Origin of the sequence: Paraburkholderia fungorum (genome assembly GCF_046027215.1) — a bacterium.
In the GTDB taxonomy this organism is placed as follows: Bacteria; Pseudomonadota; Gammaproteobacteria; order Burkholderiales; family Burkholderiaceae; genus Paraburkholderia; species Paraburkholderia fungorum_D.
In genome coordinates this window covers 216,118-236,759 of record NZ_JAQQEN010000003.1, presented here as the reverse complement: position 1 = coordinate 236,759, position 20,642 = coordinate 216,118, and the positions used below count along the sequence as shown (strand labels likewise).

Annotated in this window: 19 protein-coding genes and 2 pseudogenes; 12 read left to right on the top strand and 9 right to left on the bottom strand. The window is 61.9% G+C overall.

Going from position 1 to position 20,642, the window contains the following annotated elements; translation table 11 throughout:
• Positions 1-16 precede the first annotated feature (16 nt).
• The 3 genes from PQR27_RS36945 to PQR27_RS36935 all read left to right on the top strand — a co-directional run bounded on the left by PQR27_RS36945 (position 17) and on the right by PQR27_RS36935 (position 2,929).
• Complete coding sequence (locus PQR27_RS36945; RefSeq protein WP_408528609.1) at positions 17-1,168, top strand: M20 aminoacylase family protein; 1,152 nt, start codon at positions 17-19, stop codon at positions 1,166-1,168.
• 9 nt (positions 1,169-1,177) lie between these two features.
• Complete coding sequence (locus PQR27_RS36940; protein WP_408528608.1) at positions 1,178-2,239, top strand: serine hydrolase domain-containing protein; 1,062 nt, start codon at positions 1,178-1,180, stop codon at positions 2,237-2,239.
• 204 nt (positions 2,240-2,443) lie between these two features.
• Positions 2,444-2,929 carry a MarR family winged helix-turn-helix transcriptional regulator gene (locus tag PQR27_RS36935; protein WP_408528607.1) on the top strand — a complete coding sequence of 162 codons (486 nt, stop codon included), beginning with the start codon at positions 2,444-2,446 and terminating at the stop codon, positions 2,927-2,929.
• A gap of 10 nt (positions 2,930-2,939) precedes the next feature.
• On the opposite strand, the gene PQR27_RS36930 is transcribed toward PQR27_RS36935, so the two are convergent.
• A complete protein-coding gene (locus PQR27_RS36930) occupies positions 2,940-3,374 on the bottom strand; it encodes a winged helix-turn-helix transcriptional regulator (RefSeq protein WP_408528606.1) in 435 nt (144 codons plus the stop codon).
• A gap of 216 nt (positions 3,375-3,590) precedes the next feature.
• Between PQR27_RS36930 and PQR27_RS36925 the strand changes: the two genes are divergently transcribed.
• Positions 3,591-3,716, top strand: a complete 126-nt coding sequence (locus PQR27_RS36925) for a hypothetical protein (protein WP_408528605.1) — start codon at positions 3,591-3,593, stop codon at positions 3,714-3,716.
• A gap of 106 nt (positions 3,717-3,822) precedes the next feature.
• On the top strand, positions 3,823-4,671 hold the full coding sequence (locus PQR27_RS36920) for a class II aldolase/adducin family protein (RefSeq protein ID WP_408528604.1): 849 nt from the start codon (positions 3,823-3,825) through the stop codon (positions 4,669-4,671).
• 27 nt (positions 4,672-4,698) lie between these two features.
• Here PQR27_RS36920 and PQR27_RS36915 read toward each other — a convergent pair whose 3' ends face one another.
• The 4 genes from PQR27_RS36915 to PQR27_RS36900 all read right to left on the bottom strand — a co-directional run bounded on the left by PQR27_RS36915 (position 4,699) and on the right by PQR27_RS36900 (position 10,217).
• Positions 4,699-5,649 carry a LysR substrate-binding domain-containing protein gene (locus tag PQR27_RS36915; RefSeq protein WP_408528603.1) on the bottom strand — a complete coding sequence of 317 codons (951 nt, stop codon included), beginning with the start codon at positions 5,647-5,649 and terminating at the stop codon, positions 4,699-4,701.
• Positions 5,650-5,728: 79 nt separating this feature from the next.
• Positions 5,729-7,021, bottom strand: a complete 1,293-nt coding sequence (locus PQR27_RS36910; protein WP_408528602.1) for an MFS transporter — start codon at positions 7,019-7,021, stop codon at positions 5,729-5,731.
• A gap of 198 nt (positions 7,022-7,219) precedes the next feature.
• Positions 7,220-8,797 carry an MFS transporter gene (locus PQR27_RS36905; protein WP_408528601.1) on the bottom strand — a complete coding sequence of 526 codons (1,578 nt, stop codon included), beginning with the start codon at positions 8,795-8,797 and terminating at the stop codon, positions 7,220-7,222.
• Between the two features lie 7 nt (positions 8,798-8,804).
• On the bottom strand, positions 8,805-10,217 hold the full coding sequence (locus PQR27_RS36900) for an MFS transporter (RefSeq protein WP_408528600.1): 1,413 nt from the start codon (positions 10,215-10,217) through the stop codon (positions 8,805-8,807).
• An 81-nt stretch (positions 10,218-10,298) separates the two neighbouring features.
• Here PQR27_RS36900 and PQR27_RS36895 point away from each other — a divergent pair, with 81 nt between their 5' ends.
• Complete coding sequence (locus PQR27_RS36895; protein WP_408528599.1) at positions 10,299-11,153, top strand: TetR/AcrR family transcriptional regulator; 855 nt, start codon at positions 10,299-10,301, stop codon at positions 11,151-11,153.
• 104 nt (positions 11,154-11,257) lie between these two features.
• Here the strand turns inward: PQR27_RS36895 and PQR27_RS36890 are convergent, their stop codons facing one another.
• The 3 genes and pseudogenes from PQR27_RS36890 to PQR27_RS36880 form a co-directional block, all read right to left on the bottom strand.
• Positions 11,258-12,475 (bottom strand): MFS transporter, encoded by a 1,218-nt coding sequence (locus PQR27_RS36890; protein WP_408528598.1) that lies wholly within the window; start codon positions 12,473-12,475, stop codon positions 11,258-11,260.
• Between the two features lie 203 nt (positions 12,476-12,678).
• Positions 12,679-12,915, bottom strand: a pseudogene (locus PQR27_RS36885) (EmrA/EmrK family multidrug efflux transporter periplasmic adaptor subunit); the annotation flags it as partial.
• Between the two features lie 287 nt (positions 12,916-13,202).
• The gene (locus PQR27_RS36880; RefSeq protein WP_408528597.1) at positions 13,203-13,967 is read right to left on the bottom strand and encodes an SDR family oxidoreductase; all 765 of its coding nucleotides are present in this window, start codon (positions 13,965-13,967) and stop codon (positions 13,203-13,205) included.
• A 441-nt stretch (positions 13,968-14,408) separates the two neighbouring features.
• Between PQR27_RS36880 and PQR27_RS36875 the strand changes: the two are divergent.
• A pseudogene (locus tag PQR27_RS36875) lies at positions 14,409-14,597 on the top strand (thioredoxin reductase); the annotation flags it as partial.
• Positions 14,598-14,702: 105 nt separating this feature from the next.
• On the opposite strand, the gene PQR27_RS36870 reads toward PQR27_RS36875, so the two are convergent.
• Entirely contained in the window at positions 14,703-15,596 is an 894-nt protein-coding gene (locus PQR27_RS36870) for a LysR family transcriptional regulator (RefSeq protein WP_408528596.1), read from the bottom strand.
• A gap of 148 nt (positions 15,597-15,744) precedes the next feature.
• Between PQR27_RS36870 and PQR27_RS36865 the strand changes: the two genes are divergently transcribed.
• The 5 genes from PQR27_RS36865 (at position 15,745) to PQR27_RS36845 (ending at position 20,517) form a co-directional block, all read left to right on the top strand.
• Positions 15,745-16,518, top strand: a complete 774-nt coding sequence (locus tag PQR27_RS36865; protein WP_408528595.1) for an SDR family NAD(P)-dependent oxidoreductase — start codon at positions 15,745-15,747, stop codon at positions 16,516-16,518.
• Between the two features lie 56 nt (positions 16,519-16,574).
• Complete coding sequence (locus PQR27_RS36860) at positions 16,575-17,765, top strand: YncE family protein (protein WP_408528594.1); 1,191 nt, start codon at positions 16,575-16,577, stop codon at positions 17,763-17,765.
• A 32-nt stretch (positions 17,766-17,797) separates the two neighbouring features.
• Positions 17,798-18,076 carry a Rossmann-fold NAD(P)-binding domain-containing protein gene (locus tag PQR27_RS36855; protein ID WP_408528593.1) on the top strand — a complete coding sequence of 93 codons (279 nt, stop codon included), beginning with the start codon at positions 17,798-17,800 and terminating at the stop codon, positions 18,074-18,076.
• Positions 18,077-18,083: 7 nt separating this feature from the next.
• The gene (locus tag PQR27_RS36850) at positions 18,084-18,899 is read left to right on the top strand and encodes a shikimate dehydrogenase family protein (protein WP_408528592.1); all 816 of its coding nucleotides are present in this window, start codon (positions 18,084-18,086) and stop codon (positions 18,897-18,899) included.
• A gap of 181 nt (positions 18,900-19,080) precedes the next feature.
• Complete coding sequence (locus tag PQR27_RS36845; RefSeq protein WP_408528591.1) at positions 19,081-20,517, top strand: MFS transporter; 1,437 nt, start codon at positions 19,081-19,083, stop codon at positions 20,515-20,517.
• Positions 20,518-20,642: the final 125 nt, after the last annotated feature.

Sequence of the window (20,642 nt, the reverse complement as noted above, 5' to 3'; positions counted from 1 at the left end):
AAGGGCTTGAATTCCGATGGATAGCGACCTGATCGACCTGATGATGAAGTGGCGGCACGCACTGCACTCCTGTCCGGAAACCGCATTCGAGGAGGTCGCAACCGCAGACCTCGTCGCCGTCGTATTGCGACAGTATGGCTTCGAGGTAAATGGCGGCATCGGACGAACCGGTGTGGTGGGCACCATGACCCGAGGTACGGGACCCGCCATCGGCTTGCGCGCCGACATGGACGCGCTGCCGATCGCTGAAGCCAACAGCTTCGCGCATCGGTCGCAACATGAAGGCAAGATGCATGCGTGTGGCCATGACGGCCACACTGCAATGCTGCTCGGTGCCGCTGTCGCGTTAAGCCGCGACTCCAGCTGGCGCGGCACGGTACATGTGATTTTTCAGCCGGCGGAAGAGGGGCCGGCGGGCGGTGGCAGGATGATGGTCGAAGAGGGACTCTTCGAGCGCTTTGCGTGCGACGCCGTGTTTGGTTTGCACAACTGGCCAGGCATCCCGCGCGGACATTTTGCGATCAACGGTGGTCCGATGATGGCATCGTTCGATACGTTCGAGATTATTGTCGGCGGCAAAGGGTCGCATGCCGCGATGCCGGAGGAGGGCACCGACGTGCTGGTGTGTGCCAGCCAGATCGTCACCGCATTGCAGACAATCATCAGCCGACGAATTTCCCCGAAGGAATCTGGCGTCGTTAGCGTCACGCAAATTCATGGCGGCGAAGCGTGGAACGTACTGCCTGACCGTGCGGTCATTCGCGGCACCGTGCGCTGCTTCTCGAGCGATGTGCAGGAACGGATCCGCGCGTCGATCGACGAAGTCTCCTCGGGTATCGCGCGCGCACTGGGCGCAAACGCGACGCTTGACTATCGCTACGCGTATCCGGCCACCATCAACACTGTTGCTCAAGCCGATCTTGCAGCTGCGGCCGCTGAGGCGACCGTCGGCGCGTCCAGCGTGCGGCGAGGTTGTGTGCCTTCGATGGCCTCGGAGGATTTTGCGTTCATGCTGCACGCAAAGCCCGGCGCGTACATCTGGATGGGCGTTGATGAGGCGACTCCGGCGGCACCGCTTCACAATCCGCATTACGATTTCAACGACGCCGCGCTTGCGACCGGTGCGAGTTATTGGGTGAACCTCGTCAAGCTGTTTTGCGCCCGGTAAAGGACCTTCATGCAAACCGCCAATCTCCAGCATGCTGTGCAATTCGCGATCGATCATGAAACCCCGTGGGACCGTGAGGTCGATGGCGTATGGGGCGTACATCCGGACGACCCACCACCCTGGAACCGGCTGCTTGGACCCGTGCATGGGCGTGGTCCCGTGTCCGGCGTCATCACTCGGGCCGGCCGGCCGCTAATTTCGTGGGGCGAACCTGATCGTGCCGACCTGACCTTCAGCATTGCCAAGACTTATCTCGCGCTGCTGGCCGGCGTTGCGCACGATCGCGGCCTGATGCCCGATGTCGACGAGCCGGTGCACGTGCGCGTGCCTGGTATCGGCTTTGATGATGAGCACAACGCGAGCGTGACGTGGGCGCATTTGCTGCAGCAGACGAGCGAATGGCAAGGCGTGTGTTTCGGCTTGCCCGACGAGGCCGACCACTACCGATACGTCAAATTCGGCAAGGAGCCCGATGGGAAGAAGGGGGACCGCCGGCCGTTACGGGCTCCCGGCACCTACTGGGAATACAACGACGTGCGCATCAACCAGTTTTCGCTGGCGCTGCTGCACCTGTTCCGCCGACCGTTGCCAGAGGTGTTCCGCGAAGGGATCATGCGGCGACTCGACGCGAGCGAGAACTGGCAATGGGTCGGTTACGACAACGCCTGGGTGGAAGTGGGCGGACAGCGCGTGCAGTCGGTTCCGGGCGGCACGCACTGGGGTGGCGGCCTGTCAATCAGCGCCCAGGACCAGATCAAGGTGGCTCAGCTTCTGCTGGGCCAGGGCAGCGTCAACGGCCAGCAGATCGTCTCCGGCGAGTGGCTGCAGCGCATGCTGACACCGTGTGCGATCGCACCGTTCTATGGCTACCTGGTCTGGCTCAACCACGGGCGCAGCGTCTTTCCGAGCGTGCCGGCGTCCAGCTACTTTGCAATCGGCGCTGGCGGTTCGTTCACCTGGATTGAACCTGAACGCGAGTTGGCGGTGGTGGTGCGCTGGATCAACCCGGCCCACGCCGACGAATTTTTTGGTTTGGTGCTCAAGGCGATTGACGAAGGGGCGAAGGGTTAGTCAGCATCTATCCGCTTGCGGCACCGGCATCGGGCGTGCTTGCCCCATTCATGCGCATTGCGGTACGCTCGTGCCGTTTGGCGAGCGCCGGCTTGTCTGCACGTATAGGAGTTTCCGCACGATGGTACGTTTCGTGCAAGAAACACGTAAAATTCAAAAGTTGCAGTGTGCAACGGAATCAGAATAGCTGAATGGGAGAGCAGCATGTCGAAGGCGCCGTATCCAAGACTGGAGCATTTGAACTTCCGCCTCGATGTACTGAGCGAGTTGGCCAAGGGCGTGGCGTCTGGCCTTTACGAAGCCGAATGCGACGTAACCCTGCGCGACCTGCGCGTGCTGCGCTTCGTCGATATGCAGCCGGGTATCTCTCTCGGCCCGCTGATTGAGCTGACCTACCTTGAAAAGACGCTGATTTCGAAGCTGGTCACCACACTAGCGAATCGCGGCTTGCTGACGCGCTCTACCGGCACGACGGATGCACGTGTCATCAACCTGAACTTGACCAGGAAAGGCAAGGCAATTGTCCGCAAGTGCGATCGGATCGGCAAGGTCTTCGACGAGCAGCTCATGTCCGTTTTGTCAGCAGAGGAAAAGCGGGTGCTTTTTGACTGCATCAACAAGCTGACGGAACACGTAGAGGAGGGCGGGGAGTGGACGCTCCCCCCAACACGGCGCAAGCGCACCGCCTGAATCGCGCCGTCTAGACAGTCGCCCCGTCGGGCGACCGTGAGGTGCCAACCCGCTTCTCTCTACGATCGAACTGCAGCCGCGCCGCTTCCATTTCTGTCATGTGGCTTTCAGCCCAATCCCAAATCCCACAGATTTTGTCCAGAAGGCTGTTTCCGAGCGGTGTCAGCCGATAGTCGACGCGCGGCGGTATCACGGGGTGCACATGGCGCGAAACCAGGCCGTCGCGCTCAAGCTGGCGCAAGGTCTTCGTGAGCATCTTCTGACTGACGCCACCAATGTGTTCGCGTAGGCGCGAAAAACGCATCTCGCCGTCAGTTCCAAGTGCATCGATCACCAGGATGGTCCACTTATCGGCGATCTGCTCAATGATGTCGCGCGCAAGATCATCGGTCTTTTTTTGCGCGCTGTTGTCGGCGCAGGGCGCACCGTAGCAATTTGCTTCCATGGGGAGAGTATGAAACCGTCAAGTGCCTTCTTGTGATCGCCAGATGTGGCTGAAATCATCGCCTCGCATGTTTGCTTGGTCGGCGTGCGTCAATTCTTCGAACCACATTCGATACGCGGCGTAGTTCGTCAAGTGATGAGTATCGCATGACTATCCCAACACTTGCGATTGAATGTTTTATGTACGCGTGTTTTGCCCATTGATCTCGGAACGCCGGTGATCTACGAAGGGCACACAGGTGGCGCCAATGGGGAGCATTCGGTCGTCGCGATCCGGCGGGCGCTCGATGTATTTGCTCAGGACACCTTCGGCAAATCCGTGCTCGAGCGGGCCGTGCGCTGAGCGCGTGATCGTCGAGCGACGATCACGCGGTGAGGTGTATGTCATCCCCGGAGTTGTGAGCGCAAGAAGCGATCTTGTGACAAATCGTCGATGGACGGTGTTCCCTGTGCAGACGAAAATCAAGACTCCCACCAGCGCGAAGGAGTATGTCATGGGCCACGCGGAAGTCCGCGAGTTGCAGATTCCCAAACCAATCGGCGGACGCTTGCCCGAGCCGCCGGTATTCGCCAGCCTCGACGACGAGCGGCAACATCGCAAGCTCAAACTCGCTGCGGCATTCCGCATCTTTGCGCGCTTCGGGCTGGCCGAAGGCATAGCAGGACATATCACGGTCCGCGATCCGGAGTTTCACGACCGGTTTTGGGTCAATCCGTACGCGCAGCATTTTTCGTCCATCCATCCCGATGATCTCGTTTGCATTGACGAGGAGGCCAACGTTTATCACGGGACCGGACCCGTCAACGCCGCTGCGGCGGCGATTCACTGCGGCATCCACGGCGCGAATCCCGATGTCGTTGCAGCAGCCCATACGCATACGCCGTCAGGCCGCGCGTTTTCAGCGCGCGCACGGCTCCTTGCTCCGCTTAATCAGGAAGCCTGTCTCTTCTATGACGATCACGTGCTATTTCGCGGCGACGTAGTCGTGCTCGCTACCGAAGAGGGGCGCCGAATCGCGGAGACGATGGGTACAAAGCGCGCCGTCATTCTGCTCAATCATGGCCTGCTGACCGTTGGTTCAACGGTCGACGCTGCGGCGTACCGCTTCATCGCAATGGAGCGTTGCTGCGAGGTGCAGTTGCTGGCCGAGGCGGCCGGTCCAATTGAGCCGCTATCGGACGAGGACGCGCGGGCAACGCGCGCGCAACTGGGATCCGACTACGTCGCGTGGCTCAACTTCCAGGGGCTCTACCAGCAACTGCTGCGCGACAGCCCTGATCTGCGCGAACTCGCGTGAATATGGGCGTCCTCATACGGGACGTCCTCAGGTTGACGCAAGTGTCGTTTCGAATGCTGCCGTGCGCTCGCGATGGCAGCCTTCGCGATAGTCGCGCACAGCCGCGCCTAGCCATTGATCGAAGCGTTGAAGCGGTTCCCAGTCACGTTTCTGCTCGGGAAACGAGTAGTAGACGGTCTCCGGATTCGGGATCGAATGAGGATGCACCTGGACGAGTGCGCCGCTGCGCAGCTCCCGTTCGATCAGGATATGCGGAAGCAAGGCCACACCTAGTCCGGAAGTCGCCGCGTTGATTGCCATGATGAACATGTCGTAGTGCTGGTTCATCGCGCTATGCTCAATGATCTGCGTGGACGCGCTTTCGGACCATGCAAGCCACGCGCGCGGAAGATCGCGGGTGTGAATCCAGGGCAGTGCGCCGATCTTTTCGCTGCTCAGGCTATCGCGCCTGCCGATCAACCCGGGCGCACAGACAGCCAGAATCTTATCGTCGCTCACAAGCGGCTGTCCTGGCATAGCGGGCCACAGGCTCTGTCCGAAATAGATCGCGGCGTCGAAGCTTGAATTGTCGAAGAACGTCGGCTGGTCGCGCCCCATGATGTGAAGTTGCAGGTCCGGGTTGAACTCGTAAAAGTCATGCAGACGCGGAATCAGCCATTGAGACGCGAACGTGACGCCGACGGCCAACTGGATCTTCACTTCGCTTTGCTTGCGCATCAACTCGAGCGTATCGCGGCGAATCTGGTCGAGATGGACGCGAATTCGCCGCGCGTACTCTGCGCCCGCCGCGGACAGTACCAGACGCTGACGCACCCGCTCGAACAGCGGGATGCCCAGATGAGCCTCGAGCTCGTTGACCTTTTTGCAGACAGCACCGTGCGTTTGCGACAGCTCGACGGCTGCTTTCGAAAAGCTTTCATGTCGCGCCGCGGCTTCAAAGGCTTGCAGCGCACTGAGACTGGGGACACCGCGGCGCATCGGGAATCCTTGCTGGCGAAAAGAAATGGGCAATGGATCCGTCGATGATAGTCCTATGATCGGCGAGGCGCTGGCCACGCTATTCGCCGGCAAGCTGTGGCTGGCCAACGTTGCGCCAGCGTGCCTCGAGCAGCGTGACCGTGATCGAGGCGAGCACCATCGTCGCGGCTATGCCGACAAATGCGAGGACAAACGTGCCGGTCGTATCCTTTACCCAACCGATAAAATACGGCAGCAAGAATCCTGACGATACCCCGATGCTCGTGATCAGCGCGATGCCGGCGGCTGCAGCGCGATCGGTGAGAATGCGGCTAGGCAGCTGCCAGAAGGTCGTGATGCTGCAGAAGCAGGCCGCGGAGCCGATCGAGAGGGCGATGATCGACTGGTAGGGAGATTTCAGCAGCAGTGCTACCGAGAGCGCGGCCGCGCATACCAGCAGGGGACCTGCCACGTGCCAGGCGCCGACCTGGTGGCGGCTAACCACACGGCCCCACATCAGCGTCGCGACAACGGCCACGCCGAATGGAATCGCCGTGATCAGCCCGATATCCACGAGGCTGTACTTCACCCCGAAAGTGCTCTCAAACGTTTTAATGACCTGCGGCAGGAAGTAGAGCAAGCCGATAATGCCGGCGTTGGTGCCGAAGTAGACGACACCGAGCGCCCAGACTTTCGGATTTCTGAGCGCCATCAAGGCGCTGGCCGGCGAGGTGGCGGCCGCTGCCTCGGCCCGTTCGGCAGCCAGCGCCGCAGCGATTTCGCTCTTTTCCTCAGCGGAAAGCCACCGGCAGCGGGACGGGTTGTCCGTCAGCCAGAAATAGGCAATCCCGGCTAGCATGATTGCGGGGACCCCTTCCAGCAGAATCATCGCGCGCCAGCCGGTGATACCGAACACGTTCGCATGTGCCATCAGCCAGGTGGACACCGGTGCCCCGAGCACGCCGGTTAGCGGAATTGCTGTTACGAACAGGGACATCATCCAGACGCGATTGCGCGCCGGCATCCACAGCGTGAGGTAATACACCATGCCCGGAAACAGGCCGGCTTCGAACGCGCCCAGACAGAAGCGGGCGATGTAGAGCCAGCGGGAGTCGGGGACGAAGCTCGTCAGCGAGGAGAGCAGACCCCAGCTCAGCAGAATGCGCGTCATCCACAGCCGCGCGCCAAACCGATGCATGCACAGGTTACTCGGCACTTCGAACAGAATATAGCCGAGAAAAAACAGGCTTGCGGCGAAGCCGAATTGCGCCGTCGTCATATGGAGCTCGGCGTTCATGGTCAGCGCCGCATAGCCGATGTTTGCGCGGTCAAGCTGGTTCGCGATGTACATCACAATCATCAGCGGCGCGAGCCGCCAGGCGATCCGCTTCATCAACCGATCAGAAATCGCAGGTTTGCGCGGCCCAAAATCCATGGCTTCCTCCAGATTGACGCGTTGCGGAATGCTCTCGAGGATGATTAAGCGCCCTGACCGAGGGTACGACAATGCACGAAAAATATTGACTTTGTGAGCAAACGTCACAGACTTGGGCGGCCGCCGGCCGATTACCAATTCGCCCAGGACGCGTACTCAGTCGGCCATCTCTTCGCCTCCCAAAAGCGTGGGGCCGTTGTCGGTCGGGCGCGCAGTGGATGGCGTGCGACCGAGAAACCCGAGCACGACGCACGCGGAAGCCAGTGTGATTGCCACAAGAATATGGAGCAGGATGCGGAACGCGTCATCGTATGCGTGCGCGAGAATGGGCTGCCCCAGCGCCGGCAGAAGTGCGGCGGCATGTGGCAGATCGCCGGTCGCCACACGTTGGGCGGCTTGCGCGGCGGCATCGCGCGGAACGGGCGGGTACGCTGCGAGTGCATCGGCTAGCCTCAGACGTGTGAGGACCGCCAGGATCGCGCCGGCGACTGCGAGCGTCATGCCCTCTCCCGCTACACGTGTCGTGCTGAAGATGCCGGTTGCCATGCCCGCGCGCTCCTTTGGAACGACGCTGACTGACAAGCCATCCATCAGGCCCCACGGCAGGCCGGCTCCGATTCCGATTATGAATAGCGGAAGCGTCATGGCACCGGATGGCGTGCCAGGCGCAATGCCACTGAACCAGAGCATGCCGACCGCCGCGATGACGAGGCCGGCCGCTGAAATGACACCGGCCGACATCCATCGCGTGAGAAATGCAGCGGTGATGGGCACAAAGAGCATTGGCGCCGACAGCGAGACCATCATCAAGCCGGCGTCAATCGCAGAATGTCCTTCAATTCCGATGAATCGCGTGGGCAAGATGAGAAGCAGGGTGACGTAACAAAATGCCGTCGCTAGCGGGAGCACCTGCACACCCACGAAGCGCGGATAGCGAAACAGCGACAGGTCGAGCATTGGCCGGGAAGCGCGCTTTTCGATCCAGACGAACGCGATGAACATCGCCGCGGCGCCTGAGAACAGGCCGATGATGAGAGGGCTGCTCCAGCCGCTTTCCGGCCCTTGCAACAGCCCGAATGTGAAGAGTGTCAGCGCGGCGGTAAAGCTGGCGGCGCCAGGCCAATCGAGACCCGTGGCATGGGGGTCGTACGATTCTCTTAGCTTTGGAACGCCGAGTGCAAACCCGGTCACGCCGATTACGGCATCCACCAGGAAGAACGAACGCCAACCGAACGTCTCCGTGAGAAAGCCGGCGAGTAGTGGGCCGAGCGCCAGGCCGAGGCCGAAGGTGGTGCCGAGCATGCTGAACGCGCGGGCGCGCCCATGTCCGTCGAATTCCTGCGCGAGTGCTGCCGACGCGCCAGCCAGGACCAATGCGGCGGCAATGCCCTGTAGCGCGCGCTGAAAATCGACCCACAAAAGAGTCGGCGCCGCGGCGATCCCAAGCGATGTCAACGCGAAAAGCACCACGCCTATGGCGAATACACGCTTTCGTCCGAACAGATCGGCAAGCGCTCCCGAGGCCATCAGACTGCTGCCGAAGCTCAGCATAAAGGCGTTGAGAATCCAGTTGATCGCCACTGGGCTGCCTCCCAGGGCGGCGCCGATGGCCGGCGCGGACACGGCCGCACCGCCGAAATTCAGCGGCAGCACGAGCACTGCGATGCAAATGCCCACGAGGATCAGCATCTGTTGCGAGGCGCTACGGGGGGCTGCTGCGTCTACTGTTGGCATTTCGGCGCTATCGCGATGCGGTCCGCGCATGGCCACTCACTTCCCGGCCTGCGTCCGGTTCTATGCCGATAAAGTAGAGGACCGAGAACAGCACCAGCACAGACACTAGCAGGAAGGCGACCCGGAAATCGGCCAGTGAGGGCTGTGCGTGATTGCCATGAATCTGGACCGCGATGTGCAGCGCGATCGCACCAAATGCGATGCCCAGACCGATGGTCATCTGCTGGACCATGCTGAAGAATGTGCTCGCTGAACTCATTCGCGCCGGCGGGACGTCCGCAAACGCGAGCGTGTTGATGCTGGTGAACTGCATGGACCGGCACAGGCCGCCCACCAGCAGCACCAGCATGATCAGCGCGCGCGGCGTGTCCGGTGAGAGCAGGCTGCACGAAGCGATTGTGGCCGCGGTAAGCACCCCGTTGACGATCATTACCCTGCGAAAGCCAAAGCGTTTGAGGATCGGCGTGGTGACGGTCTTCATGGCCAGATTGCCGGCCGCGTACGCGAGCACCAGCAAACCCGCGGCGAATGCATTCAACCCGAAGCCCAGTTGGAACAGCAGCGGTAACAGGAAGGGTGAGACGCTAACCGACACGACATATAACGAACCGCCGTTGAGGGTCACGCGGAACGTTGGAATTCGCCAGGGCGAGAGATCGATCAACGGATGTTCGGCGCGGCCGAAGTGCCGTATGGCCAGAACGGCAGCGGCAAAGCCGCAGATCAGCGCGGCAGTCGTGACGCGCCAGTCGCTATGCAGTTGCCCGATCAGGACCATGCCGTACATCAGGCACGTCAGCGCGATACCGCTCAGCAGGAACCCCGGCACATCGAAGGGACGGCGGGTGGGGGCGCGGTAGTTCGGAATGAATAGGGCGGTTAGCGCCAGACCCAGCAAACCGATCGGTACGTTTAGCAGAAAGATCCACCGCCAGTTGAAATAGGTCGAGATAAATCCGCCCAGCGCTGGGCCCAACACCGGAGCGGCGAGGGCAGGCCACGTGATATAGGCTATCGAGCGCATCAGGTGACGCTTCTCGGTGCTGCGCAATACGGCGAGGCGGCCTACCGGCACCATCATCGCGCCGCCGATTCCCTGCAGGATCCGCGACATGGTGAATTCGACGAGGCCGTGACTCAGCCCGCAAAGTATGGAGGCGCCGGTGAACACGATGATCGCGCCACCGAACACCGAACGTTGCCCAAAGCGGTCGGCCACCCATCCGCTGATTGGAATGAAGACCGCAAGCGCCAGCAGATAGGCGGTCATGCCGACACTCAGGCTCACGGACGTGACGCCGAACGTGGCGGCCATGTGGGGCAGGGCGGTCGCGATCACCGTCGCATCCAGATTCTCCATGAAATAGGCACTGGCGACGATCAGCGCAATGATGACTGACTGGCGGCTTGACAAAGACATGGGCGGAGAACGGAATTCGGGGTGTGCGACAGCCTCTCGAACGCTGCAGAATGAGGCGTTTGCCGCGGATGGCAGTCAAAGATGGGGCTCGCTACGCGGCAGCCTGAGATAATGCATGGCTGCGCCCGGGTGCCCGGCGAGACTCTTCCTCGTACCCGGCGATATACTCTACCAAACCATAAGTCGTCATGTGAAGACTTATTTTTCGAAAGCGATGGACACAGGAGCGTCATGAAGGCCAAACCCAGGGATGTTGCAGAGCCGGGCAGCAAGACCGTAGCGGGTCGCGAGCCGATCAGGCGGCCGATGAAGAAAGCGCCGCAGCGTCTGCCTCGCGCTGAGCGTCAGGCGCGCGTGCTGGAGAAGGCCGCCGAATATTTCGCCGAGCACGGCCTGAACGCGCAGACTCGCGCGATTGCCGAAGCCTGTGGCGTGTCACAACGTTTGCTGTATAGCCTGTTCCCAAGCAAAGCCGCGTTGATCGACGAAGTTTACAAGCGCGAAATTGTGGGAACCTTCAAGGCGATGTGGTTTGTTCAACTGAAAGACCGCAGTGTACCTATTGAAAGCAGACTCAATACTTTTTATCGTGAGTACTACGACACCCTGTTGACGCGGCAGTGGCTTCGCCTGTTCCTCTACTCGTCGCTTGAAGATATGCAGATGGCGCCGACATACACGAATGCCGTTGTGACGCATGCGCTCGAGATCATTGTCACCGAGACGGCGCACGAATTGGGATGCGGCGTACCGGCCGATCCGGCGCATCTGACCGAGGTGGGCTGGCTGCTGCATGGCGCGGTATCCCACCTTGCGATTCGCCGCCGCATTTATTCGAACGACAACACCACGCCCAGCGACGCGGTGATTGCGATGCACGTGCGCGCCTTCCTCACGAGCGCGCCAGCGCTGCTTCCGGCGCTGCAAGCCTCCTGAGCGTGACGCGCTGATGGCCTCGCCCAGCGCGGAAAATAAGCATCTATCGACGCGCGAATGCGCGCGTCGTGGACCGCTTCGCTCAAGCTGCAAGGGGTTCGTCTTCAGTCACTAATTCCTTCGGCGTCTGGCTCCGGGTTCGCTTGCCCACGCATCAGCAGGAGCAGTGCGATAAGCACAAGGACTATCGTCAAGCCGACAAAGAGCAGCGTCGCGCGTTGAATGCCGGCGAGCTGTACGGCGATGCCAAGACCGATCACAGGTAGTGAGATCGCCACATAAAGCACGACGAAAAAGCTGGACGTGACTTCCGCTCGCCGGTGCGCGGGCGCCGCCGACGCGATCTCGCCCAACCCGGCGCGGAAGCTGATGCCTTGCCCGATTCCTGCGAGGGCGGTGCCGAGCAAAAGCGCACCAAGCGAGCGTTCCGGCACGCACAGGCCGACACACATCAGTCCCACGACGACTCCGATGCAGCCGGCCGCTTGCCGCCACCGGGCAGCAATGACCGTCTGCACGATCTGCCCGAGCGCGGAGCACGCGAACAGCAGGAACACAATCGAGCCGGTCACGATGCCGCTGTGAAAGCCGAGCACAACCCGAATCAGTTGAGGGACGACCGCAGCAAAAAAGCCCACTACGGCGAAGCCGGCAAACCCCGCTAGTGCGGCCGGAATGAACGCACGGCGCACCTCGACAGGAAGTGAAATTCTCTGGATGCCGAGCTTCACCCGCGCGGGAATCGCGGCGGTCTCCGGCACGCCGAGGACGGCGAGTGCGGCGACGCCGGCAAGCGCCAGATGCACCACGTACGGCAACTGCATCGGCCAGGGGAAGAGTTCGACCAGAATGCCGCTTAGCAAAGGACCGCAACCCAGCCCGAGCATATTGGAGGCGGTAGCCGCGAGCATGGCTTTGCCGCGCCACGCAGGCGGCGCGAGTTCGATCACGGCTACGGTGGCGGTTCCTGTGAAGATGCCGGCGGAAATTCCCGACAACAGGCGGCCCAGCATCAGAAGGGCCAACCCGTCACTGAGCAGGAACGTCAGCGCCGACGCAGCCGATGCACACAGCCCCACCAGCAGCATGCGACGGCGGCCTAACTGATCGGACCAGTTGCCGATCAGCAGCAGCGCACCGAGCACCCCGATTGCATACGAGGCGTAGATCACGGTGATGACGGTCGGCGTAAAACCGTACTGCTGCTGGTAGTACCGGTAGATTGCCGTCGGTAGCGTTGTGCCCATCATGTTGATCGCGAACGCCAACGCTACAGCCAGAAATGCGATCGGGGATTGCGTTGTACCAGAAACTGCTTTCATCAAATGTCCCAACGGTTGCTCGAAGACTGCGCGCAATTATGGGCAATTTCTCACCGCTTTGCTGGCCGCGCCAGATCGCCGGTTCTTCTTTCTGGGTAGTCGCAAGCGTAAGCGCCGTCGTAGCAATTAGTTTCCCTGAGGAAAGTATGAAACCGTCAGGTGCCTTCTTGTGATCGCCGGATGCCGCTGAAATAATCGGCTCGCCTGCCTCCGGCGAGGTAGGCATCGCGTACCTTGGCGGCCGCGGCCTCGACGTTCGGGTGGTCCGCGATCGTGGTGTTGGCCGTCAGCGCGCGGTTCGATGCAAGTTGCTGCTGGGCCGCGTCGAGCGCGGCCTGTGCGCTCTTCACGGCATCGCGTGCGTGCGAGACTTCCTCCTGTGACACGGCGCCCGTTTCGGCAATGGTCACCCGACGGCGCAGATCGTCCTGTGCGCGCGAACGTTGGTTGAGTGCCTGGCAGAGTACCAGTGTAATGACATCGACCTCTATGCGTTATATGCAAATCGCCGACATCTCTCACCGCGGATTCGACGTTTTATCGACTTTCTGGTCAGTGAGCTATAGCCCGTCGCATTCGCTGATTTTCGGGCTATCAGCTAGCGTGCGCGACCCGGAGTACGCATCGCACTTCGAAAAGTACGAGGCGCAGCATCTGGTGGGCCGTGTCGGGGCGGGAAGTCGGCGCAGCCCCCGTACCGCCATAAATGATTGCCTGCAGGCAGGGGTTAGCCGCGGCCCACAAATGGCATATTGCTAGCCATAACCGTCATGTTCAGAACGTTGGCGCCCAACGGCAGGTTGGCGATGTAACGCACCGCTTCGGCCACGTGTTTCACATCCATCATCGGTTCCGTTGTCATCGTTCCGTTTGCCTGGCGTACGCCGCGCGTCATGCGCTCGGACAGTTCCGTTAGCGCATTGCCAATATCAATCTGACTGCAGACGATGTTGAACTCGCGGCCATCGAGCGCGATACTTTTCGTGAGACCGAGCACTGCGTGCTTGCTGGCCGTGTAGGGCGAAGTGAAGGGGCGTGGCGCATGTGCCGAGATCGATCCGTTGTTGATAATCCGGCCTCCCTGCGGTGATTGCTTTCTCATCAATCCGAAAGCACTGCGAGCGCACAGGAAAACACCGGTCACGTTGGTATTGATGACATTGATCCAGGTCTCAACGGGTAGCTCATCCATGGGCACGGCTGGCGCATTGACTCCCGCGTTGTTGAACAGAACGTCGAGTCTGCCGTAAGTGCGTTCGATGGTGTCGAAAAGGGCATCAACGCTTGTTGCATCACGAACGTCGGTTACAACTGCCAGTGCTTCCTGGCCTGCGGCCTTTGCTGTCTCGACGAGCTCAGCGAGCGGTTCGGCACGGCGGCCAGCAAGCACCACGCAGAAACCGTCCGCGAGAAGCGCCGTCGCTGTGGCTCGGCCGATCCCGCTGCCTGCACCGGTAACGAGCGCGATTCTTTTGGTGCTTGATTCAGTCATTGTCTTATCTCCAGGAACCAGGTTGATAGGTGATGTGCTGACGTCCATTCAAGTGGAAAGGTATCCATGCCGGGTTCCGGAATCTGATGAACGCTGTTGATGCGGTTGATTGCTCAAGTATAGGTAGGTAGCCTTGACGCAACCTGGACGCAACGGCGTGCGTCCTGGACAGATCAACGCAAGTTGAAAACTGTGCCACCGGTCGTTTTCAATCGGCGTCCCAGCTTCGCCGGCCGGCAAAGCTGTCGGATCCTGCTGCGGGCTACATCCTGCAGGGGTTGGAAGAGAGATTTTCTGTTTTCAGGATCCGCTACGGACGGAGTACAGGAAGTCGAACTGCAAAACTTATTTGACGAGACACTGGCGTCGATTCCCTGACGGGTTTACCGGGTGCAGTGACTGAAAAGCGGACGGGCGTAGACTACCTTTGTCGCTTACAGCGGCTCAAGCCTCGAAAAGAGTATGTCGCGATATCTGATCGAGCGTGTTGCCGCGTTGGAGAATGTGACGGTTCATCGGCGCACCGAACTGACCGCGCTTGAAGGAGGCGAACGCCTCGAGCGCGTGCATTTTCGCGGTGCGGGCGGCATCGAGGGGACGATGACAACGCATCATCTGTTCGCGTTCGTTCAGTACGCGAAGGCCGCGAGACGACCACGGTGTTTCCCGTCGGTGCAACGCGCTGAATCAAAGCCGTTCATCCGACTTTGCAACGCGCGCAAAACGAGGAGGCGTCTACTTTGCCCGGGCGTCGCGGGCGCACTGCTCCATCACGCCGAGCAGTGCGCGTTTGGCAGCGCTATCCAGATGTGCGTAAGCGAGGCCGATGCCCGCCCGATGATTGGCGAGGTCAAGCGGACGAGCTGTGACTCTTGGCGGCAAGGCGATGGCGGCTTCAGCCGGAATCACGCCGATGCCGAGCCCAGCCGAGACCAGGGCCAGCATCGTCGAAAATTCACCGAGTTCCTGAGCGATCTCGAGATCCGCGCCCTCGTGCTTCAATGCGACGAGCATTTCGTCGTGGAAGCCAGGCGCGTAGCGCCGCGCGAGCACGAAAGCAGGACATCCACTCAGATCGGACGGACGAATTAACGGTTGCGCGGCGAGCGGGTGGTCATCGGGAAGCGCAACGACGAACGACTCCTCGAGCACCAGACGCGTTTCTACGCCGGCGCCGGTCACGGGCAGGCGTACTAGCCCAAAGTCGAGCTGGTTGCTGTGCAGGGCAGCGATCTGATCGGGCGTCGGCATGTCTTTCAGCTCGAGCGTGATGAGCGGGTAGCGCGCATGCATGCTGCGAATCAGCGTCGGCAGCAGCTTCGGGAGCACCGATGACACGAATGCGATGCGCAACGTGCCGATTTCGCCACGAGCGGACAAGCGGGCGGTCTGCTCCGCGCGCATCGCCTGATGAAGCGTAGCGCGCGCTTCGGGCAGAAAAAGCCGCCCGGTTTCAGTCAGCGCGACCTTATGCCGGTCGCGTTCGAGCAGGCGCACGTCCAATTCGTCTTCCAGTGCCTTGATCTGCATGCTCAGTGCCGGCTGGACGATGCACAACCGCTGCGCGGCCCTGCCGAAATGCAGTTCCTCGGCCAGCGCGACGAACGCGCGCAGGTGTTTCAGTTCCATGATGTTTACGGCCGCCGGGCGGCCCGCCGTGGGTTATCAAGAATCATGATAACAAGGTCACGAAAGACTATTGGCGCAACGTCCGCATCTGCGGTGAACTAGGAGCATCAGGAGACAACCCGGACGCGTATCCAACGCGGCTTAGCACATGAGCGATACATTGAACCTCTTCAGCCTGAAGGGACGGCGGGCCTTGGTCACCGGCTCCGGGCGCGGCATCGGGCTCGCGCTGGCGCGCGGCCTGGCGGGCGCGGGCGCGGCCGTTGTTATCAACGATCGCGATGAGCAAAAGGCGCTCGCCGTTGCGATGGGACTGCGCGATGAGGGGTTCAATGCGGATGTCGCGGTATTCGATGTGACGGAGTCTGCGCAAGTGTCGCAAGCGGTCGATGAGTTCGAGGACCGCGTCGGCACAATCGACATTCTCGTCAACAATGCCGGTATCCAGCGCAGAGCGCCGCTCGAGAACTTTAGCGCCGCCGACTGGAACGACCTGCTGCGCGTCAACCTGGATGGTGCTTTTCATGCATCGAGGGCGGTTGCACGCCACATGCTGCAGCGCGGGCGCGGCAAAATCATCAACATCTGCTCCGTGCAAGGCGAGCTGGCTCGGCCGGGCATCGCGCCCTATGCGGCAACCAAGGGAGCGATCCGCATGCTGACCAAGGGCATGTGCGCGGAGTGGGCCGGCCGTGGCATTCAGGCCAACGCGCTCGCTCCGGGTTATTTCGCGACTGATCTCAATCGTGCGCTGGTCGATGATCCCGCTTTCTCCGACTGGCTCTGCAAGCGCACGCCGGCCGGACGATGGGGCCACGTCGAAGAGTTGTGCGGGGCCGCCATATTTCTGGCGTCGTCGGCTTCGGACTTCGTGAACGGGCAGACACTTTTCGTCGACGGTGGATTGACCAGTGTGGTCTGAGACCGGGCACGCCGGCACGCAACGTGCCAACAAAACAGAGTAAAGGAGACATCGAAATGCGTTCACTCATTGCGAACCACAGCCGCTGCGCACGAGCGCTCGCGGGCCTGGCGATCGCGGTCACGACTTGCACGTCGTATGCCGCTGACTGGATCGTCTCGGGCAACGACGGCAAATATCAGCGCGTCGAAGGCCGCGACACCTATCCCGACAAATCCAGCCCGGACACGTTGACGCTCCTCGACGCCAGCCGCTTCCCACCGCAGGTCAAGGTCCAGGTGGAGGTCGAGAACGGCATCCAGGGACCGCCGCAGGCTGTCGCGATCACGCCGGACGCCGCCGTTGCTCTGGTTGGGGCGCCAACTCGCTACGATCAGGCGGCCAGGAAGCTGCTGATGGATTCGTTCGTGCAGGTGGTGGATCTGCAGGCGTCGCCGCCTGCCGTCAACCGGCTCGATATAGGCAGCCATCCGCAGGGCATCGCCATCGACCGCGCCGGACGCCTCGCGCTGGTCACCTGCGTCGATGGCAGCGTGGCGGTGCTCGGCATCGAAGGGAACCGCGTGACGCTCCTGGACACGTTGAAGCTCGCGCAGAAGCGTCTGGCCGGCGTGAGTTTCACGCACGACGGCCGGCACGCGCTGGTGGCGTTGCGCGACGAACAGGGCGTCGCCGTGCTGAACGTAGCCGACGGCCACGTGACCGACAGCGGCGTGCGCCTCTCAAGCGGCGTGGCGCCCTACACGGTCGATGTATCGAGCGACGGCAAATGGGCAGTCGTCAGCGATGTCGGACTGGCCGGGCTGCCGTCCTACGCGGGCAAACTTGCCGGCGACGCCGATACGGTGACGCTCATCGACGTATCGCACGAGCCCTTCCGCGCGGTTCAGCACGTCACGGTGCCGTCGCTGCCCGAGGGCGTGGCGATCTCGCCCGACGGCAAATGGATCGGCGTGCAAGCCATGGACGGCTCGAACCTGACGCCCGATAACCCCGGACGCAATGCGCGCGGGAAGGTCCTGCTCTTCGCGATTCGCGACGGGCACGCCGTGAAGGTGTCCGAGGCGCCGGGCGGGGAGGCGGCTCAGGGAATCGTCTTTACCGCCGACAGCAAGTATCTGATCGTTCAGTTCAACGTCGAGAAGGAACTCGCGTTCTTTGCCGTGAACGGCGGGCATCTGCGCGATACCGGGCAAAGGATCGCGTTGACAGGTGGCCCTTCGTCGCTTCGCACGACCCCGCGCTAAGGCGCCGGCAATCGACACAGAGGAAAGAGAGCATGCAAATGATGAACACAGCACGCAAGAACGTCGTGGTATTCCGGACGGTTCCGGACGACCTGCTCGAGCGAATTCGCGCGTCGCATGATGTGTTCGCCGTCGAACCGCTGGCACAGGATTCGCCGCTACGGACCCATTCCAAAGTCACGCCGTTCCCGCACACCGGCTCCGCGACGCACGAGACGCGGCGCGCGACGGCCGAACTCGCGACCGACAACCTGCCGCGCGTGCTCGGCGGCGAGGCAGCCGTCTCCGCGTTCGACCTCTCGACGGTGTAGAGCGACCATGCCACATTCAATTCCAGCCCTTTGCGGCTCACTAGCGGGTCAGCCGTTCACGTTCAACGTCAAGGTGCACAACGCAGCGTATCGGGCGCTCGGCGTGGACTACACGTTCGTGAGCTTCGGCGTCGAGGATGCCGCCGGCGCGATCAACGCGATGCGCACGCTCGGCATTCGCGGACTGAACGTGACAATGCCGCACAAGCAGGCCGTCATTGCGCACCTCGACGCACTTGACGAAACCGCGCGCGAAATCGGCGCCGTGAACACGATCGACAATCGCGACGGCTATCTGACGGGCTATAACACCGATTGCGCGGGCGCGGTACGCGCGCTCGAAGAGGTGACGTCACTGCGGGGCCGCCGCATCGCGCTGCTCGGTGCGGGCGGCGCGGCGCGCGCGATCGCCTGGGGCGTGCAACGCGCGGGCGCCCAGGTGACCGTGTTCAACCGCACCGCGTCGCGTGGACAGGAGCTGGCCGCCGCCTTCGGCCTCGACTTTGGCGGCGCTCTGGACGCCTTCGACCCGGCCGCGTTCGACGGCGTGGTGAATGCGACGGCAGCGGGTTTTCGCGCGCCTGACGTGAACCCGCTGCACACCGGACAGCTTGCGCCGCACCTGTTCGTGATGGATGCGGCATTCATCCCGGTGCGCACGAAGCTGATCCGTGATGCCGCTGGAATCGGTTGCCGCGTCGTTGACGGAACGCGCATGCTGTTGCATCAGTTCTGCGGACAGGTCGAACTCTATACGGGCAAGCCGGCGCCGCTCGACGTGATGAGCGCGGCCTTGCTCGACGAGATTGCCCGGGTCGGATAGGCCGGCGCGGGTTTTGTTTCGAAGGAAAGAGTGGCCAGAGATCCGACACCTCGCGGCAAGACGAGGGCGGATTCATCGCGTTGCGAATCTGGCGACATGCGGCACTCGCGCGCCGCAATGCAGGGCGGGCCGTCTGGATCATGAAGTGATCAGGAACGGCATCTACATTGGAGGAGACATCATGAAACACCAGCAAACCATTGCGGCCGCGCCGAGCGGCGACAGCAACGACCCGGGCGCAGGCCGGCCGGAGGTGACGACCGCCGATCTGTATCGCGCGGCATGGGCGGCATCGCTTGGCAGCGCGCTCGAATACTATGACTTCGCGCTGTACAACCTCGCCTCGGCGCTGATCTTCGTGCCGCTGTTTTTCCCGTCGGGCGATCCGGGCATTGGCCTGATTGCCAGCTTCGGCGCGTACTTCCTGGGCTTCGCGATCCGGCCTGTGGGCGGCATCATCTTCGGGACGCTCGGCGACCGTTACGGACGCAAGTTCGTTCTGATGGCGACGATCCTGCTGATGGGCGTGGCCAGCACGCTCATAGGTCTGCTGCCCACCTACGCGACCGCCGGCGTCTGGGCGCCGATACTGCTCGTGGGCTGCCGCTTGCTGCAGGGACTGGGAGCGGGCGCGGAGCAGGCCGGAGCCGCGGTGCTCATGGCGGAGTACGCGCCGGCCAGGCGCCGTGGATATTTCGCCGCACTGCCATTCATGGGCGTACTGCTTGGGACGGTGATGGCGGCCGCGATCTACTTCGCGCTGGTGCGTGTCGAAGACATTTCGCAAAGCTGGCTCTGGCGCGTGCCGTTTCTGTTGAGCGTCGCTATCGTCGCGGTGGCGATATGGATCCGGTTGAAACTCAAGGAGTCGCCATCGTTCGCCAAGCTCGAAGCGCGCAAGCAGGTGAACGACAGTCCGTTGAAACACCTTATCAGGCATTCGAAGCCGACGCTGCTCAAAGTCATCGGCATGCGGATGGCGGAGAACGGCGGCTCGTCGATCTATCAATCGCTCGCGATCAGTTATATGGCGACAGCGACAGGTCTCAAAGGACAGATCGGCCCTGTCGCACTGCTGCTGGCCGGGGCATCGGGGGCGATCGTCATCCCGCTGACCGGCATGCTGAGCGACCGGTTCGGACGCATTCCCGTCTATCGCGCGTTCGCCGTCTATCAACTGCTGCTGGCCTACCCGACCTGGTGGGTGCTGAGCCAGGGCAATGCGGCGATGAGCATCACGATGTTGTGCGTCGCGCTGGCCGGCGTCTGGGGCATGTTCGCAACGCAAGGCGCGCTGCTTCCTGAACTGTTCGGTGCGCAACACCGGTATGCCGGCGTGGCGGTGGGGCGCGAAGTATCGGCGGTCATCGCCGGCGGGGTGGCGCCGCTCGTCGGCGCATCGATCATCGCCTGGGCGACCGCGCACTGGGGTGGCAGCGAGGGCCGGATACTGGCGTGGATTCCGCTCGCCAGCTATGTTGCGATTCTGAGCCTGATCGGCGTGGTGACCACCTACTACACGCCGGAGACACGCGGTCGCGACCTTGATGACTTACGCGATGCCTCCGAGGCCATAGCGGCGGTAGGTGACGAGCAAGCGTTTCGACCTTTGCAGTAACTGTTGTCGAATGAGCAGATGCGGTGTCAGGGACGTGGGGCGAGTCACCGGTCGCGCGGTGCGCGCCGGGTAGTACTGAGGCAGCGGCCTGCGTCCATTCAGGTAGAGGAAATAAGTCATCCGCA